The following is a 17,531-nucleotide window of genomic DNA, read 5'->3' on the forward strand; positions in this document are numbered from 1 at the left end:
CGAAACTCCGAACGACAATATGATGTATGATCACCTATATTGACGATACATGACTGCAGTCGGTATCGACGCCATCGAAATCTGGACCGGGAACCTCAAACTCGACCTTCCCGGCACGTTCGCCCCCGAAAAGGGCGAAGCCCCCGAAAAGTACACGAAAGGACTCGGCCTCAACGCCAGTTCGTTCCCCGACAGTTACGAGGACATCGTCACGATGGGGGCGAACGCCGCGCACCGGCTGATGGAACGCAAAGGCCTCGAGCCCGACGATATCGGTCGCATCGACGTCGCGACCGAGAGCGCGTTCGATAACTCTAAGCCGGTTTCGACGTACGTCGCTGGCTGCCTCGAGCAGGTCTACGAGGGGGACTTCCACCACGCGAACAAGGGCGAACGGAAGTTCGCCTGCATCGCGGGGACCCAGAGCCTGGACGACGCCTACAACTGGATCCGCGCGGGCCGCAATCGCGGTCGTTCGGCGCTGGTCATCGCGACCGACACGGCGCTGTACGCGCGCGGCGACGACGGCGAGGCCACTCAGGGTGCGGGTGCGGTCGCGATGCTCATCAGCGAGGATCCGAACCTCGTCGAACTCTCCGCCGAGCAGGGATATGGCTCGGCCGACGAGACCGACTTCCTCAAACCCAACCAGCAGTTCCCGTCCGTCGACGGCAAACGCTCCGTGCAGGTCTACCTCGCGCGGATGCGCGAGGCCCTCGAGGACTTTGAGAGCGTCGCGGGCGAGGTCCACGAGGAGGACTTCGTCTACGCCCCCTTCCACACGCCGTTCCCGGGCATGGTCCGGAAGGCCGCGTTGCTCGCGTTCCGACACATCACTCGGAACACCGAAGTCGAGGACGAACTCGCCGACGAAATCGGTCGACAGCCTCGACCCGAGGCGTTCGACTCCGACGAGGACTACCACGAGGCACTCCGCGAGTACATGGACCTGCTCAAGGAGACCGACCGCTACGCCGAGTGGTACGACACGACGATCGACCCGACGCTGACGATCGCCCGCGAGGTCGGTAACTGGTACACCGGCTCCGTCCACGTCGCCCGCGCGAGCGCGCTCAAACACGCCCTCGAGAACGATCGGGAGATGACCGGGAAGAAACTGCTCATCGGCTCCTACGGTAGCGGTGCGCAGGCGGAGATCCACTCCGAAACGGTTCAGGACGACTGGGAGGCGGAAATCGAGGCCCTGAACGTCGACGAGCAACTCGCCGATCGCTACGAGATGGCCTGGGAGGACTACGAGGAGATCCACGACGCCCACAACCACGAGATGGACGTCGACGTCGAGGAGTTCACGACCCCCAGCGAGGAGTTCGTCTTCGACGGCTGGGGTCGCATGGGTGAGCGGAAGTACCGATACGTCGAGTAGTGGGGTCGGGGCAGTCTTTTTGGTGTCTTCGCGAGTGGAACGAGCGGAGGACTGGCGAGAGCGAAGCTCTCGCAAGGGAGATTTTTGCGAGCGAGCGCGGAGCGCGAGCGAGGAAAACGGTCCGTCGGTATGGGTGAGCGGACGTACCGATGCGTCGAATAGGTCACAGACCGGGCACGTAGTCGCTCGCATTTTTCGGTCCGTTCCGCGAGCGTGTCAGACCCAGAATTTCAATCACCGTTCAGAGGACTAATCTGTCGGGACGTTGGAGCCAGACGTATGGCAGACCGTCCGGAGCCCCCCGCGTGGGTCGTCGAGCAGCCCGTCCTGACCGGCCTGGCGCTGATCAGCATCGTTCTCGGGCTCCTCATCGTCCTGCCGTACCTGCAGTACGTCCTCTTCGGAATCGTCCTCGCGTACATTCTCTTGCCTGTTCAACACCGACTCGAGGGGTACGTCAGGCCGATTATCGCCGCGTTCGTCACCGTTATCATCGCGGTTATCGTCATCGTGCTACCGCTGCTGTACATCCTCTACGTCGCGCTCCAGCAGTCGTCCCTCCTCGTGACCGCGGTCCGGAACGGTGACGTCGATCTCGCCTCGATCGAACAGGCTCTCGCCGAGAGCGGCTATTCGGTCGATCTCACGAGCCTCTACGGATCGTATCAGGACGGGATCACGAGGGGGCTTCGCGGGTTCGCGACCGGTGCGCTCGACGTCGTCGGCGGGCTACCGGGAATCATGATCGGCTTGACGATCACGCTGTTCGTCTGCTTTGCGCTGTTGCGCGATGGGGATCGGCTGATGGCGTGGCTGTATCGCGTCGTCCCGATCGACGACGGGATCCAGCGCGAGCTCTTCGCGGAACTGGATCAGCTCATGCAGGCGTCGGTCATCAGCAACGTTCTCGTGGCGGCGATTCAGGCGGTGTTGCTCGGCGCGGGGCTCGCGGTGCTCGGGATTCCCGCCGTCGTCTTGCTGACCGTGCTGACGTTCGTCCTCACGCTCCTCCCGCTGGTGGGCGCGTTCGGCGTCTGGCTCCCCGTTTCGATCTATCTCGTCGCGATCGGGCGTCCCGTCGGAGCCGCAGCGCTCGCAGTCTATGGCTTCCTCGTCACGATTTCGGACACCTATCTGCGGCCCGCGCTCATCGGCCGAACGAGCGCGCTCAACTCCGCGATCATCGTCGTCGGCATCTTCGGGGGACTCCTCACCTTCGGCGCTGTCGGCCTGTTCATCGGCCCGGTCGTCCTCGGCGGTGCGAAGGTCGTGCTCGATATCTTCGCTCGAGAACGTGTCGGAGACGTAGAGACGGGGGCTACGTTCGATGCTACTGGGACTGGCGTCAGGGACGCGGCCGACGGAACGGAGTCGTCCGGTGATGTGACGGCGTCCAGCGAGAGCAACACCGACGTCGACTCCGGTTCCTGATCGGACGCTACCGATCGTTTTTCCAGTCGCCCGGTTCCGTACCGTGAATCTCCCCCTTCGCTTCCCGACCGCCCGGCCACAGTGCGATGACGATCAAGCTCGCGAAGAAGAGTCCGAGGAATACGGCAACGACACTGCCGTGAATCCCCGGCAGTTCGGCGGCTTCGGTCCACTGTTGCTCCGGCGTGAACAGCGTGACTTTGAACGCCCAGCCGATCCCGGCCACCCCGAACAACAGTCCGTACACTCGTCGTATTCGTCTGGACAGTGCCTCTCGAGTAGAGACCTTGAACGTCGGATTGCGGAGGTCATCGCTCAGTTCCTCGCGCCACGCCGGATGTTCGACGCCGGTGGGTTCCAGCGCGTTCGCGAACACGTTTTCCTGGACGAAGCGGACGCGTGCCCGCCAGTGATCGTAGAACCGGTAACGGCGTACTTCGTAGAACAGGAAGATCGAGAGGACGAACATTCCGATCAGGAGCAGGAACGCCGGCATATTACGGCTCGAGAAGACGAGCGAGAGCAGCGCGGCCAGTAGCGTGATCGCCCAGTCGGTCGTCCGATCGATCCGGTCCTGGGCGCTGTTGGCCTGACTGACCTCGCCGCGGTAAAAGTGAGGGAGGACGCTGAGCAGGGATTCGGTGTCGTTGGCGACCGTTGCCCCGATTTCTTGGTCATCACGGTCGAGCGGGCCGTTTCGCCCGTCGCGTTCGTCAGCCATGTGGCCGTTTGACACCACCGGTTCGCATAGTGGTCCGTGTGGCGACTGCAGGGACCGTAGATTTCGTCCGCGAGCGAGCACCGGCCAACTACTCCGAAACGAGTGCGTTCATTACCCCCTGCCCGTTAGGAGTCAGTATCGTGTCTCGGATCGATCGCGGTAGCCGGCGCGGGTGGGGAGCGAACGGATGGATCGATCGAGACCACTGCTAATCATGCACGGATCACACGCAACGGGGAGTCCGTACGCTCCCCATACGGCGGAAGATCGCACGGCGATGCTCGAGGCCGTCGGCGCGGCGACCGTCGAAGATCTCTTCGACATCCCGTCGGACGTCCAGTTTGAGGGGAGTTTCGACATCGACGCGCGAACGGAACGAGAGACTCGACGACTGGTACGCTCGATTCTGGGTCGCAACGACCACCTGACCGAGCTGCTCGGCCGCGGCCACTACGGATATTATATCCCGTCGCTGGTCGATCACCTCGCGGACCGCTCGGAGTTCCTCACGTCCTACACGCAGTATCAGCCGGAGGTCTCTCAGGGATTCCTGCAGGCCCTCTTCGAGTACCAGTCGCTGCTGGTCGAGCTGACCGGCCTCGAAGTCGCGAACTGTTCGATGTACGACGCCGCGACGGCGCTGGGCGAGGCCGCGACGCTGGCGGACCGGGTCCGCGACACCACGGGCCACCGCGTGCTCGTCCCCGACCTCCTGCGCGAGGAACGGCGGAGTACCCTCGAAAACTACGTCGCGGGCACGGCTCTCGACGTAGAGACGTATCCCGTCGACGACGGAAACGTAGATCTCACCGGGCTCGAGGCGACCGTCGACGAGGACGTCGTCATGATCTACGCCGAGAACCCGACGGTTCGCGGGACGATCGAAGAGCAGCTCGCGGCGGTCGGTGAGCTGGCGACGGCAAACGAGGCCCTCTTCGTGCTCGGCTCGGACCCGATCGCCCTCTCGTTACTCGAGCGGCCTGCGGACGTCGGTGCCGACGTCGTCGTGGGCGACGCCAGCGTCCTCGGTCTGCCGACGAGCTACGGGATGGGACTCGGACTCTTTGCGACGCGCGAGGACTACCTCCGGCAGGTCCCCGGCCGACTGGTCGGGGCGAGCGAGGACGCGACCGATCGCCGGGCGTTCACGCTCACCCTCCAGACGCGCGAACAGCACATTAGACGGGAACGCGCGACGAGTAACATCTGTACGAACCAGGCCTGGGTCGCGCTTCGAACCGCGATGCACGCGGCCGTCCTCGGCCCGAGCGGGATGGTCGACCTGGCGGAGCGGGACGTCCGGCGAGCGCGGGACCTCGCGGACCGCCTCGACGACATCGTTGGCGTGAAAGCGCCGGTTCACGATCGCTACCACCTCCGAGAATTCGTCGCCCGCGTCGACCAGCCCGCGCGAGCCGTCGCCGACGACCTCGAGGACCTCGGCTTCGCGGTTCACGTCGTCGGTGATCACGGGATTCAGGTCTGCGTCGCCGGCGTGTCCGACGACCGGATCGATCGGTTCGTCGAGGCGCTCGAGGAGGTGACGCGATGACCGCCGACCGCTCCGACGATTCCGACCCCGCACAGTCGCGCTACGATCAGGCCCGATACGTCGAGGACGGCGAGTACGAGCCGCTACTCTCGGAGAAAGATCAGACGCGGGTCGAGATCGGCGCTGCTAGTGATGCGGGAGACGACGACAGCACCTCGCCGCTCCCCGACGATCTGACGCGTGACTCGCTGGAGTTGCCCGAACTCTCCGAACCGGAACTCGCTCGTCACTACACGCGGCTCTCCCAGATGATCTACGGGATCGACAGCGGCCCCTACCCGCTGGGATCCTGTACGATGAAGTACAACCCCAAGTTCACCGAGGACGTGGCCGCGCTGCCGTCGGCAGCCGTCCACCCCGATCGATCTGAAGCGTCCGTTCAGGGAACCCTCGGGCTCCTGTATCGGCTGCAGGACTACCTCGCCCGGATCGGCGGGATGGACGCGGTGACCCTGCAACCGCCCGCGGGCGCGGCGGGCGAGTTCGTCGGTATTCGCGTCGCCGCGGCCTACCACGAGCACAATGGCGAGGGTCACCGCGACGAGGTCATCGTCCCCGAAAGCGCCCACGGGACCAACTTCGCGACTGCGGCGCTGGGCGGCTACGACGTCGTCTCTCTGCCGAGCGACGACGAGGGACGGGTCGATCTCGACGCGCTCGAGGCCGCTCTCTCGGAGCAGACGGCCGCGCTCATGCTGACCAACCCGAACACGCTCGGATTGTTCGAACGTGATATCACGGAGATTGCCGAGATGGTCCACGACGTCGGCGGCCTGCTCTACTACGACGGGGCGAACCTGAACGCCCTGCTCGGCCGCGCTCGGCCTGGCGACATGGGCTTCGACGTGATGCACTACAACGTCCACAAGACGTTCGCCACGCCCCACGGCGGCGGCGGGCCGGGTGCGGGGCCGGTCGGCGTCGCCGAAGAGCTGGCACCGTTCCTGCCCGCGCCTCGCGTCCGCGAGCGCGACGAGCAGTCGAAGGCCGGTGAACCCATTTACGAACGCTTCGATCCCGAACACACCATCGGCAAGGTCCACGGATTCGACGGCAACTGGCTGGTGTTGATCAAAGCGTTCGCCTACATCGCACGCCTCGGCGACGCCGGCCTGTCGGACGCGAGCGCCTCCGCGGTGCTCAACGCGAACTATCTCGCGGAGCAGATCGAGTACGACGTGCCGTACGGCCCGTTCCATCACGAGTTCGTCGCCAGCGCCGGCGAGCAGGACGCGGCCGACGTGGCGAAGCGAATGCTCGACTACGGCGTCCACCCGCCGACGACAAAGTGGCCCGAGATCGTCCCCGAAGCCCTGATGACCGAGCCGACCGAAGTCGAGAGCAAGGACACGCTCGACAGACTCGCCGCCGCGTTCAACGCCGTCGCCGGCGAAGACGACGACACCCTGGCGGACGCGCCGGAACGCACTACCGCACGCCGTATCGACCAGACGAGCGCCGCGCGGACGCCGCGGCTGTCGTGGCAGGCGCTCGAGGACGAGTCCTGACGAGGGTATCCGACCCCGTGTTGGTGCCTCAGCGAGCGGGGAGAAACCGACGCGCTATCGTTGCTCGAGGCACTCGCTGGCTACTTCGACGCTTTCGGGCGCCACCCTGATCGTCCCATCGAAAAGTGCACAGGTGTCGGCGTGCCAGGCGAGCTGGCCGCGCCAATCCTCACCCGAGACGGTTACTTCGTGACGCCCCTCTGTGCCTGCGACCACCTCGAACGCCCGAGCGACACCGCTATCGATTCGATCTGACGCATCTTCGTACATCGTGCCCTCCTCGTCGGTGACCGTAATCCGAACCGTGATCTGGTCGGCGCGATCGTTTTGCACGGTGAGGTCGAGTCGACTACTCTTCGCGGTACCGAACGCTCCCGCACAGCCGGCCAGCGCAGTAGTCGCTGTCCCCGTGAGGAAGTGACGTCGATTCATACCGCATAGCGAGTAACACGGTACTTGAAACCCGTTAGTTCTTCGCTACGGACGACTCCCTCGTTCCGCACACGTTCGAGGGAGACCGTCGGAACGTCGATGCAGATATCGAATCGTCGCTCCGCGAAAAGAAGTGATATCGGGACGGGACGACGGACTTACGCGGTACTCGAATCGACGGCGGTTCCGTTGTCGCCGATTCGGACGAATCCGTAATCGCAGTCCGGACAATGCCATTTGATCTTTTCGCCGAGGTGGAGCGTCGTGCTGGCGGCCCGGTAGAACGTCTTTTCGCCCCCGCAATTGGGACACTCGTGTACGAGTTCCATAGCCATGCGCGGCCGTAGAGTGCGAAGCGAGTTTAACATATTGGTTTCCACGGCAGGCGGGTCCGTGACCGAATCGGTAGCAACGGTCTGCGTTCCGGGTGACAGGGAAGTTAAGTATGCTCCCGCCGTCGCCCCATCTATGTCGATCTACACCGGTCGCGGCGACGACGGAGACACGGACCTTCGGGACATGACCCGCGTTTCGAAGGCGAGCCCCCGAATCGAGGCCTACGGAACGGTCGACGAGCTCAACGCCCTGATCGGGACGGTTCGACCGACCGACCACGACGACATCAACGAGCGACTCTCGACGATCCAGAACCACCTCCACGTCGTGCAGGCGGACTTCGCGAACCCCGATCCCGACGAGGACGACCCCGCCATTCGCCCCGAACACGTCGACACCGTCGAGGACTGGATCGACGAGTACGACGAGGAACTCGAGCCCCTGACCTCGTTTGTTCTCCCGACGGGCAGCGAACACGGAGCGGCGCTCCACCACAGCCGGACGGTCTGCCGGCGGGCCGAACGGCGAGCGGTCGCACTGGCTGCTGAAGAGCAGATCAACGAGGACGCGGTCCAGTACCTCAATCGCCTCTCGGACGGGCTATTTACCCTTGCTCGCGTGGTCAACGCTCGAGACGGCGAACCGGAGGAAGCACCCGATTACTAGACCCGAACGGTCACGCACCCGGATTCGTTTCAGTAGTTCGCCGGAAGCGGATATTCCTCGGTGACCCGTATCGAACCGAATATAGGCCTACTCTCGTCCCGTATCGTCTCCGATACTGCGAGGGAACCTACGCGTTCTCGGTCGAGGGCGGGAGTTCGACGGCGATGGGTTCGTGGCCCGTCTCCAGTCGGTGGTCGGTTCCGATCCGCATCGCTTCGTCACGACCGTCGGCCGACCGCTCGTACGAACAGCCGTCGCACTCCACGAGGAACCGCTTCGTTTCTCCGCGAGCAGGGGCCGTTTCTTTCGTTGCCATAGGCCCCCGTTCACTGACCGACCGCTTGAATCACACTCCAAACAAAATTGGATCGACGCCCGGTTCCGACCGAATGGCGGGGAACCGGTGGCGATGCGCCCGGAAAACGAGGGGTTCACGACGATTCGATAGAAGCGACGCACAGCGGTAGCCAGTTTATAGTCCGATATTCAGGGCGTAGCCCCAGGTTTCGCCGGCGAGAACCAATACGAGCAAGGAGACCCCCAGCAGTTCGACGTTCTTGAGGAAGTGGGTCATCTCGTTTTGCTGCTGGTCCTCCGGAACGGCCCAGAAGTCGTGCATGAACGGCGTGACGGCGAGGAAGAACACCGCCAGCATTCCCGCGGCGATCACGGGGTAGACTCCCAGGATGATACCGAGTCCGCCGAGGACGAGCATGACTCCCGACGCGACGACGCCGAACCGCGCCGCAGGGACGCCCTTCGATTCCGCGTAGCCGGCCATCATGTCCGTTTGCATGAAGTGGTTCAGCCCCTGAAAGACGAGGAGTCCGCCGAAGAGCAACCGACCGACGAGCAAAAGTACCGCACCGATCCCGCTCTCGAACGCCATCAGTTGCCCACCTCCGTTCTCAAGGCCGTCGCCTGTCGTCCGTGAATCTCCTGGAATCGATTCGTCACCGCGAACCGCATCTGTGGTTGCATTACGTTATCTGGTTCGTTCCCGCACCAGTTATATTCTCGCTAACGGGAGTGTTACCGGGTGAAACGGCGGTTATTAGCGGAATTGGACTGTCGTGTGTGGTCACGAAGCACGGTCTTATTCAGCAGCTGTACCCACCATAATGACCGGCTGTGGCTCGCGGTTGCTGTCGGGAGACGGCAATCGGTGGTGGCCGCGACGGAAGCCGCCCGTTTCGCGGACGGACAGATTCTGTTGTCTGCGAAAGAACTATATCCGCTGGAAGCCTCTCTACGGAAGAGAATCAGATGAACAAACACTTCACAGACAGCCGCTACTACCTCGCCCGCGCCGCGGAACACGCCCGCCTCGGCGTTACTGACGCCCTCGAGGGACCGACGACTCGCGTTCGAGCACTCCTCGGACGCGACGACCCGGACCCGGAACCCAGCCGGCTCGAGGGCGTGCTGGCGGAGGCGACCGCACTCGAGCACCGGGCGGTGGTGCGCACCCGCGGAACCGTCGACTCGGTGCAGGAGCGGCTCGTGGCTGGCCGCTCGAGCGAGTCCGACGGCGATCGGTGAAAGGAAGTCTTAAGTCGAACGCACAGGTATCACCTCGTGCGGGTTGGTGATCTAGTCCGGTTATGATACCTCCTTCACACGGAGGAAGTCGGCAGTTCAAATCTGCCCCAACCCACTATTTCTGTCGCGAGCAAACCCGTGAGCGACAGGATCGTGACGGTGGGCAGATTTGAATCAGGGAGTGGAGCGAAGCGGAACGACCGTGGTTCAAATCTGCCCCTACCCACTTTTGCCGACACAATGACGAGGAGCGTAGTCGTTCGAAACGGCGAAGCCGTTTCGTGATGACGAAAGACGCTTCGCGTCTTTCGAACCACGACGAGTCCGTGTCGGCAAACGCGATCGGCAGTTTGAACTAGACGAGACACGCGCAGCGAAGCGAGCATGTCTCGGCGTGATTCAAATCTGCCCCAACCCACTTTCGTCGATACGACGACGAGGAGCGTCGCATGGCGCGTAGCGCCACGGAAATGAGAACTCGTTATCGATCGGAAAATCGACACACCATCCGGTCTGCGTCCCTATCCTGCTATACTACGGCACTCTCAGTTCTCTCGGTCTCGGACCGACTCTCCCGCCACTCTCAACTTTTATCCGAGTAGGGACTCTACCGTGACCTGAACGAGAACGCTCTCGGACGATTGGATCACCCGCAGCACGGATGTGATTCGAATTCGAAGTGATCGTTCGAACCGCAACGCGCTGGAACGGCCTTCAAGGCGAGGCACTACCATATGTTCGGTAGAGAGTTAGGTTCGATTCCTAATTCCAGCTTGACCGGATCGTCGCTCCGAGAGAGTGGTGTTGCCCGTATCCTATAGCGGGCGCGGTCTCTCCTGTCGCCAGAGTAGTGGTTCGAAGACGATTATTCTCCGCTCGAGGACTCGAATACATACCGAACGAGAGCGTTAGCTCTCGGCCCCTCGGAAACGCCGTCGAAACCGACGTGCAGATACTCTCGGCAGGAGATAGTAGCGGCGAAATTTAAGCCAACTGAGGTGGTAGCACTCGACATGGCATACCAGCTGCAGTGTGACAGCTGCGATCTCGACCGCAGGCACACGGACTGGGCCGACGCGAACAGGGATGCCAGCGACCACGAGGCCGAGTACGGCGATCATTGGGTGAGCATCGTCGATCTGCAGGAGGCCTGAGTACGACCATTCGTAGCGGGCAGGACGGGACTTCCCGAGGCGATCCCCGGCGCCCGAACAGCCTCGAGATCCCGATCGGCGACTGCTTACGGCGACTCGAGATCGGTCCCGTCGTCGAGATGTGCCGCCACGATAGCGGTGTGAACCGTCCGGCTGTCCGTGTCCTGAATCGTCGCGGCAGCCTGAAATCGCTCGCGGGCACGCGTCACCGTCTGTGGGTCGGCGGCGAGATGTGCGAGAACGAACGCGTCGTCGTCGACTCGCCGTGCAGCGTCGAAATCCGCCTCGTCGTAGCGGTCCGCGAACGCCGTGACGAGGTCCGAAACGAGTTGATCAGTCGCCTCGGCGCCGGGATCGCCCGCTGGAACTGCGGATTCGGACGTCTCGAAGTAGGTGTCGTACTCGACGACGCCGGCCGCTTCGTAGAGGAATTCCGCGAGCGAGTCGTAGACGTCCTCCGAGAGGTAGACGCCGAACAGTTTGTATCGATCAGGGCTGGTCATTGCGGGAGGGTTCGTGGTACTACGCTCCAACGGAGCGTCTCGAATATAATAAATCTGGGCGCATCGGTGCCGATAGTCACTCAACAGCGGCCGGACACTGATCGAATCCGATTTCGGATCGCGGGTTCCACCCACGGCATGACCGGTCTTACGTCTCGACCTGTTCGATCCAGCTCTTCGCGCGCTTCTCGGTGACGCCGGCGGCCTCGGCAACGGTATCGCTGTCCGCTCGGGCGAGATCGTCGAGCGACGTAATACCCGCATCAGCGAGGCGCTTGCGGTACATCGTATCGAGACCGCCGACGTGCTCGAGCGGATGGGACGTCGGGTCGGCGTCCGGTCCCAGTTGCTCCCGCCCCTGCTCGAGTTCGTCGCGTCGGTCCTCGAGTCGGACGTCAGTCTCCCCGCGGCTCGAGCCGGATATCGCGGTGACGAGTTCGAACGGCGCGCTGGCTGCCCTCTCGACCAGCGTCAGCCGCTGACGCTGCAGTGCCAGCCCCCCGGACAGTGCGGCGACGGCAATCCGCCGTTGGGCTTCGACCCCGTTCTGGACGGTTCGGTTTCCGGATTCGAGCGCCGCTCGCTGGCCGGCGAACAGTGCCGAAGCCGGTGTGGATCGATGACGTCCGTCCGTCGTTGTGGGTTCGTCCGATGCTGTCTCTTCGGTCGTGGCACCATCGGACTCGGTTTCGCGGTCACCGACTGTCGTTCTCTCGTGCTCACCACCCGTCTCGGTGGACCGACGATCGATATCGCGGTCATCGGTGACGATTCGGCGATCGGCCGTTTCGACGCCGTTCCCGACGTCGGTGTGTTGACCCTCGATGGTGTCGGGATCGATATCGGGACCCAGCGTTCGATCGATCGTCGTCGCTGATTCGGGATCAACGTTCGAGTCTACTTCCTCGGGTTCGTCGCTCGGCTGGTCGGCCGTCCCCGCATCGACAGTTACCGGATCGGATTCGTCGGCTCCCTCGAGTGCCTCGATATCGGTCCCGGGATGCAGTTCGTCCGTCAGGTTCACGTCCTCCGACGGACTTCGTTCGTCGGCGTCGTCCAGTCCCTCGCTGACGTCCTCGAGAGACGTACTCACGTCCGCAGTCGAACTCAGTTCGTCAGCGTCATCCAATCCGTCGCTGACGTCCTCGAGCGACGTGCTGTCGATACGTCCGATCGACTCGTCGCTCGAGGTCGATGACCCAACCTCTGTCGTATCCCGCTTGTCACCAGTGTCTTCGGTCGATGTGGCTTCATCGGGTGTGCTCCGTTCGGGGGTCTGGTTGTCGTCCATCGATTCGGTCAGTTCCCCTGCCGTCTCTTCGGGCCGCGGTCCCATCTCGAGACTACCGTCGTCACCCATCTCGAGGTCAGCATTCGTGCTGGTTCCGTCAACTGCGGACGACTCTTCAGGTGGATCCTGCACACCAGAACCGACGGTTTCGTCGGTTATACTCGCAGCCTGGGCGTCCTCTCGGCTTTCCGGTTCGGGTTGATCGTCATCGATATCCACGTGAGTAGGGTCGGCTTCCGTACCGCCTTCGTCGACTTCCGCTGCCGGGTGTTGTTTTTCGGACGTTTCCAGTTCGTCGGCACTGACCGTCTCTTCGTCCGCGTCCGCCGCTGTGAGCGGCTCCGTCTCGTCGGGCGACGCTCCTGGATCGTCCCCTCCTGATTCTCGTTCCGTCGTTCGGTTCGCGATACCATCGCCCTCGGCCCCTGCGGAACCGTCGCGGCTTCGCTTTGCATCGAACCCTAAATCGTACGTCTCGGGACTGGAGTCTCGTTCGTCGACCGCGGCCTGCATGGCCGCGACGTCAGGGTCAGACTCGAGCCGAACCATCTCGTCGGACGCCGTTTCGATCGCATCCTCGTGAATCACCAGCGTCTCGTCGTGCGCTCGTTTCCAGCCGAGGGCCGCCTTGATCGACGCGATCACTCCGGGGTTCGGTTCGACACTGACGGTATCACCCCGCGTTTCCGTGATCCGACCGATCACCTCTCCGTTTTCGTTCTCGACCGTTTTTCCGACGTCCGCGTTCGAAAATCTTCCACTCACACCGGAGGGTGGGCCAGTCCGGAACAAGCCAGTCGTGCCTGCACCCGCGTGCCACCAGTTCGAAACAAACGGCCGAGATTTCGGCTGCGCTCGCTCGAGTACTCGGTGGCTCGACGGGAGGCACGTCTTCTGTTGAACTGTCGTAATATCTTCCTCAACCGTTCCCTATCGACCGTGAGATCGCCTATCGAACGGCATTAACCATGACGTATCGCTAATGTATAAAGCGTTTTAGCGCTGAGCGCGGTACGAGAGATCGTGGCTTCTCGAGTGCCGAATCCGTTCCGCTGGCTCCTGCTGTCGATCGGGTATCTGCTCGCGCGGGTCGGTCTCATCGACTCGGGGCGCGCCGAGCGGACGACCGATCTCGCCTGGCCGCGGATCGTTACCGGCATCGCCCGAATGTCCAAGTCAGCGGCGGACGTAGCGATGGTCGGGATCGCCCTCGGGCCGGCAGCGATCGCTGGGGTCGGTTTCGCCACGCCCTTCTGGGCGATCGCGTTCGGTATCGGCGGCGGGATCGCCGGGGCGACGATCAGTCTGGTCTCCCAGCGATACAGCGTCCAGGCGACCGAGGAGCTGTCGCGTGCGGTGACGACGAGTGCGCTCGTCGTCGTTGCGATCACCGTTCCGCTCGCGGTCCTCTACTGGACCGTTCCCGAACGGCTGATCTCGCTCGTCGGGGACGATAGGACGTCGCTCGCGTACGGCGCGGACTACCTTCGAGTCGTCGCCCTCGGCGTGCCCTTCGCCGCGCTGAACCTGATCGGAAGCCGAACCCTCGTCGGGGCCGACGACGCATGGACGCCCATGATACTCCGAGCGAGCGGTGCCGTCGTCAATATCGCCGTCAATGGCGTCTTGCTGTTCGTCCTCGAGTGGGGCGTCGTCGGTGCGGCGATCGGGACGGTACTGGCGAACGTCCTGGTGCTGGCGGCGTTCGTCACCGGGTTTGCGTTCGGGCGGCTGCCCCTGATCGGCGAGTTCCCGGTTCGTGTACGCTTCGCACGCCCGTACACGACGCTCGAGGACGTCCGGAACGTGATCGATATCGGGACGCCGCTGGTGTTTACGAACGTCGCCCGGCGGGCCGCCCAGTTCCCGATGCTCGCCATCGTCGCGCTGTTCGGGCCGAACGTGGTGGCCGCATACGTCATCGCGCGACGCGTTCGAGATCTGATGGATACGCCCGGCTGGGGGTTTTCGCTCGCGTCCAGCAGTCTGGTGGGGCAGGAACTCGGAACCGGGGACGAAGGAGACGCCGACACGTACGGCTACGAAGTGCTCTGGTTCGGGACTGCCGTGTATCTCTTCGCTGCGACCGTCGTGCTCGTCTTCGCCGGACAGGTCGGGAGCCTCTTCGTCGACGATCCGTCGGTCCAGCCGCTCGTGACGACCTTCATCGTCGTCGCCTGCGCGAGCGTCGTCTTCCGCGGCGTGAGCGGCGGCGCGACCGGGCCGCTCCGCGCGAGCGGTGACACGCACTGGCCGTTCTACGGCCAGATACTCGGGCTATACGTGTTCGCACTCCCCGTCGCTGCGCTCGGTGCAGTCGCGGTCCCAATACCGTTCCTCGAGGCGGTCACGCCCCTCGGAATCGGTGCGCTCTACGCGGCCCTGATCCTCGAGACGCTCGTTCCCGCCGCCGTCACGTACTACCGGTTCGCTGCCGGCCACTGGAAGGTCATCAGTCGCGGCTATCGACCCGACTCCGCACCCGGCGATTGAACCGTCATCTCACAACGATCGGTGGGGAAATCGTCACGGGTAGACTCCGAACCGAACCCGTTATCCGTCGATATCCGAAAGTGGAAATATAGTCCACATATCCAAATATTACAGTACTCTCTGAACAGACATGTCCTGATAGCTAGCGAATTACTGTCGATCAGTTCCAGAGAGACGCTCGTCGCTCGCTGGCGGTATTTCTCACAGTAGATGTGAGGAAACGGGCCGATATTCTCCTCGAAAGATTGAGCCTGACAAATCACTGTCTCGCTTGAACCCGTCCGTGACCGATCCGCTTGACGAACGCTATTAACCCGATTAATGCGACGAACAGTCGCTTGTGACCGAATTCGCTTTCAGACAAGGACGAGATGTCCTTCGAACGATCGTCGCTCAGAACTTATATCAATATCCAAATACGAGTGGTGTAACATACTATTTTAGATATGAAATAGGGCCGGTGGGTAGCGAGAACGAACCTATCGCCACCCGGCCGTTCTCGGGTCCGGAGTCGATCGGTCGACCAGGGGAACGAGTTACAGTCGCGGCGATTAGATCTCCTCGACGTAGGTGTGCGAATCTGAGAGCGCTTCGGCGTCCTCCCGAAGCAGGGCGACGACGAGACAGTCGACGTACTCCTCGAAGTACTCGACGAGATCGGCGATCCGGTTCGAGTCGATCGCCTCGAGCGAATCCAGCAGCATGAACGGGACGACCTCGTAGACGTCGTGGACCAGATACCCGGCGAGCGCGAAGACCAGTCCGGTGACCTCCCGTTCGCTCTCCGAGAGGTGGTCGACGGTGTCCTCGTAGGTTCGCCCGTCCTCGGTCGTCCGAACGATGTGCAGGTCGAACGCGGTCCGCGAGACCTTCCGACGCCCCTCACGGACCGTCTTCTCGCGACGTTCGATCCAGATCCGATCGATGTTCCGGTACTCGAGGATCGAGAGAATCGAGTCCATGTGCTCGTTGAAGGCGTCGACGGCGTTCTCCTCGATTCGGTCGACGCGGGTTCTGAGATCGGTCAGCTCGTCCTCGACGGTTTCACGCCGTTGCGCGAGCTCGTCGCGTTCCTCGATTTGCCCCTCGATTTCGTCGATCCGGGCCTGTACCTCGTCGCGTTCCTCCTCGAGGTTCTCCCGTTCGAGTTCGAGTCGGTTTCGCTCGCGGTGGGTCTCGATGACGTCGCCGTATTCCGCGTTCTCGAACGTTTCGGCGTCCGATTCGAGGTCGTCGACGCGTTCCTGCTGGTCTTCGAGGTCGGCCTCGAGATCCTCGATCCGCTGGGCCCGTCGCTCGAGTTCGTCGTCGATCGCCTCGAGTCGCGTTTCGATCTCCCCGCGTTTCTGGGATCGCTCGCGGAGCTCCTTCCGCCGAGTAGCGAGCTCGTCGATCTGTTCCTGCAGGTCGCTCCGTTCGTCGAGTTTCTGTTGCCGGAGCGATCGCAATCGATCGATCGTCGTTTCGATCCGTTCGCGATCGACCTGGGAGCCACACGTCCAGCAAACCACGTCGTCCGAGTCCGGGAGGAGTTGCTCGGTGATGTCGCCGTCGGTCTCGCCGTCCGACTCGACCGTCTCCTCGAGATCCAGCTCGAACCCGTCCTCGGCGAGTCGCTCCTCGTTGAACCGGATCACGCTCTGGAGCTCGCTGACGGTCGTATCGAGCGACCGTTTCCGGGCGCGAAGTTCCTGTACTCGCCCTTCGAGGCGGTCCGGCGATTCCTGCTCGTCGTCGAACGCCTCGAGCTCTTGCTCGAGCTCGTCGCGTTCCCCCTCCAGTTCGCTGTAGCTCTCCCGTTCGGTCTCGAGGTCGTACTCGATGGATTCGAGCTCGGTACGGGCTTCCTGGAGATCGGCGAACGCCGATTCGATCTCGTCTTTGCGGGCGCGACTCGCCTCGACGTCGAGATCGAACTCCTCGAGTTCGGTTTCGAGGGCTTCGATCCGCTCTGTTTTCGTCTCGATCTCGTCCTCGAGCGCGACGCGATCCTCCTCGAGATCGGGGAGTTCGGTATCGAGCCGTGCGAGTTCCTCGAGACGGTCGTCCAACTCCCGCTTCTCGGCCTCGAGCCTGCTGATTTCGGCCTCAATCTCGTCCGTATCGATCGGGCGCATGATGAGTTCGCGGAGATCGTCGCCGGCCCTGACGGCCCGACGCGCCTCGTTCGACTCGAGCAGGAACGCGAAGAGATCCGCGAGCTCCGGGTTCTCGAGGTACGGATCGCCGTCGAAGACGACCTCACCGTTGCGTCGCTCGAGGGATCGCGTATACCGTTCGTCGTCGAACGTCAATTCGACGGAGCCGGTGTCCGCGTCGCCTTTCAGCGACGACCGTCGGCTTCCCAGCGCCGCCATGATGGTCTGGAGAAACGACGTCCGGTTCGTCGCGTTTCGGCCAGTCAGAACGTTCACGCCGGGCTCGAGCAGTACCTCGGTGCTGTCGATGCCGCCGATATTCTCCGCCCGGACGGTGATCGACGAGGTGACTGACTCCGGAGATGACATGAGTCCCG

General features: G+C 63.0%; 16 protein-coding genes and 1 tRNA gene. 9 read left to right on the plus strand and 8 right to left on the minus strand.

The features are described 5' to 3' along the window. Positions 1–49: 49 nt before the first annotated feature. Positions 50–1,387, plus strand: a complete 1,338-nt coding sequence (gene hmgB / locus LDB05_RS05925; protein ID WP_226007005.1) for a hydroxymethylglutaryl-CoA synthase — start codon at positions 50–52, stop codon at positions 1,385–1,387. Positions 1,388–1,666: 279 nt separating this feature from the next. Continuing rightward, positions 1,667–2,818 (plus strand): AI-2E family transporter, encoded by a 1,152-nt coding sequence (locus tag LDB05_RS05930; RefSeq protein WP_226007006.1) that lies wholly within the window; start codon positions 1,667–1,669, stop codon positions 2,816–2,818. 7 nt (positions 2,819–2,825) lie between these two features. Here the strand turns inward: LDB05_RS05930 and LDB05_RS05935 are convergent, their stop codons facing one another. After that, positions 2,826–3,539, minus strand: a complete 714-nt coding sequence (locus LDB05_RS05935; RefSeq protein ID WP_226007007.1) for a DUF2270 domain-containing protein — start codon at positions 3,537–3,539, stop codon at positions 2,826–2,828. Positions 3,540–3,753: 214 nt separating this feature from the next. On the opposite strand from LDB05_RS05935, the gene gcvPA reads away from it, so the two are divergent. Together gcvPA and gcvPB are read left to right on the plus strand one after the other, a co-directional pair. Then, positions 3,754–5,091: an aminomethyl-transferring glycine dehydrogenase subunit GcvPA gene (gene gcvPA, locus LDB05_RS05940; protein ID WP_226007008.1), complete on the plus strand. Its 1,338-nt coding sequence runs from the start codon at positions 3,754–3,756 to the stop codon at positions 5,089–5,091. Further along, a complete protein-coding gene (gene gcvPB / locus LDB05_RS05945) occupies positions 5,088–6,599 on the plus strand; it encodes an aminomethyl-transferring glycine dehydrogenase subunit GcvPB (RefSeq protein ID WP_226007009.1) in 1,512 nt (503 codons plus the stop codon). The genes gcvPA and gcvPB overlap by 4 nt, the downstream gene beginning before the upstream one ends. A 54-nt stretch (positions 6,600–6,653) precedes the next feature. Here gcvPB and LDB05_RS05950 read toward each other — a convergent pair whose 3' ends face one another. Beyond that, the gene (locus LDB05_RS05950; protein ID WP_226007010.1) at positions 6,654–7,031 is read right to left on the minus strand and encodes a twin-arginine translocation signal domain-containing protein; all 378 of its coding nucleotides are present in this window, start codon (positions 7,029–7,031) and stop codon (positions 6,654–6,656) included. Positions 7,032–7,189: 158 nt separating this feature from the next. Next, complete coding sequence (locus tag LDB05_RS05955; RefSeq protein WP_277521778.1) at positions 7,190–7,366, minus strand: DUF7838 family putative zinc beta-ribbon protein; 177 nt, start codon at positions 7,364–7,366, stop codon at positions 7,190–7,192. A 133-nt stretch (positions 7,367–7,499) separates the two neighbouring features. On the opposite strand from LDB05_RS05955, the gene LDB05_RS05960 reads away from it, so the two are divergent. After that, entirely contained in the window at positions 7,500–8,033 is a 534-nt protein-coding gene (locus LDB05_RS05960; RefSeq protein ID WP_226007011.1) for a cob(I)yrinic acid a,c-diamide adenosyltransferase, read from the plus strand. Between the two features lie 127 nt (positions 8,034–8,160). Here the strand turns inward: LDB05_RS05960 and LDB05_RS05965 are convergent, their stop codons facing one another. Both LDB05_RS05965 and LDB05_RS05970 read right to left on the minus strand, forming a co-directional pair. Next, positions 8,161–8,349 (minus strand): hypothetical protein, encoded by a 189-nt coding sequence (locus LDB05_RS05965; protein WP_226007012.1) that lies wholly within the window; start codon positions 8,347–8,349, stop codon positions 8,161–8,163. Positions 8,350–8,505: 156 nt separating this feature from the next. Then, positions 8,506–8,922 (minus strand): DoxX family protein, encoded by a 417-nt coding sequence (locus LDB05_RS05970; protein ID WP_226007013.1) that lies wholly within the window; start codon positions 8,920–8,922, stop codon positions 8,506–8,508. 377 nt (positions 8,923–9,299) lie between these two features. Here LDB05_RS05970 and LDB05_RS05975 point away from each other — a divergent pair, with 377 nt between their 5' ends. The 3 genes from LDB05_RS05975 to LDB05_RS05985 all read left to right on the plus strand — a co-directional run bounded on the left by LDB05_RS05975 (position 9,300) and on the right by LDB05_RS05985 (position 10,729). Next, positions 9,300–9,575 carry a DUF7553 family protein gene (locus tag LDB05_RS05975; RefSeq protein WP_226007014.1) on the plus strand — a complete coding sequence of 92 codons (276 nt, stop codon included), beginning with the start codon at positions 9,300–9,302 and terminating at the stop codon, positions 9,573–9,575. Positions 9,576–9,615: 40 nt separating this feature from the next. Next, positions 9,616–9,690: transfer RNA gene (locus LDB05_RS05980), tRNA-Val, on the plus strand. Between the two features lie 898 nt (positions 9,691–10,588). Further along, entirely contained in the window at positions 10,589–10,729 is a 141-nt protein-coding gene (locus tag LDB05_RS05985) for a hypothetical protein (RefSeq protein WP_226007015.1), read from the plus strand. 86 nt (positions 10,730–10,815) lie between these two features. Here the strand turns inward: LDB05_RS05985 and LDB05_RS05990 are convergent, their stop codons facing one another. Then, positions 10,816–11,232 carry a hypothetical protein gene (locus tag LDB05_RS05990; RefSeq protein WP_226007016.1) on the minus strand — a complete coding sequence of 139 codons (417 nt, stop codon included), beginning with the start codon at positions 11,230–11,232 and terminating at the stop codon, positions 10,816–10,818. Between the two features lie 148 nt (positions 11,233–11,380). Further along, positions 11,381–13,288, minus strand: a complete 1,908-nt coding sequence (locus LDB05_RS05995; protein WP_226007017.1) for a helix-hairpin-helix domain-containing protein — start codon at positions 13,286–13,288, stop codon at positions 11,381–11,383. Positions 13,289–13,558: 270 nt separating this feature from the next. On the opposite strand from LDB05_RS05995, the gene LDB05_RS06000 reads away from it, so the two are divergent. Beyond that, positions 13,559–15,016, plus strand: a complete 1,458-nt coding sequence (locus tag LDB05_RS06000; RefSeq protein WP_226007874.1) for an MATE family efflux transporter — start codon at positions 13,559–13,561, stop codon at positions 15,014–15,016. A gap of 551 nt (positions 15,017–15,567) precedes the next feature. On the opposite strand, the gene LDB05_RS06005 is transcribed toward LDB05_RS06000, so the two are convergent. Beyond that, positions 15,568–17,523: an archaea-specific SMC-related protein gene (locus LDB05_RS06005; protein WP_226007018.1), complete on the minus strand. Its 1,956-nt coding sequence runs from the start codon at positions 17,521–17,523 to the stop codon at positions 15,568–15,570. Positions 17,524–17,531 lie beyond the last annotated feature (8 nt).

The organism is Natrinema salinisoli, from assembly GCF_020405205.1.
Classification (GTDB): Archaea; Halobacteriota; Halobacteria; order Halobacteriales; family Natrialbaceae; genus Natrinema; species Natrinema salinisoli.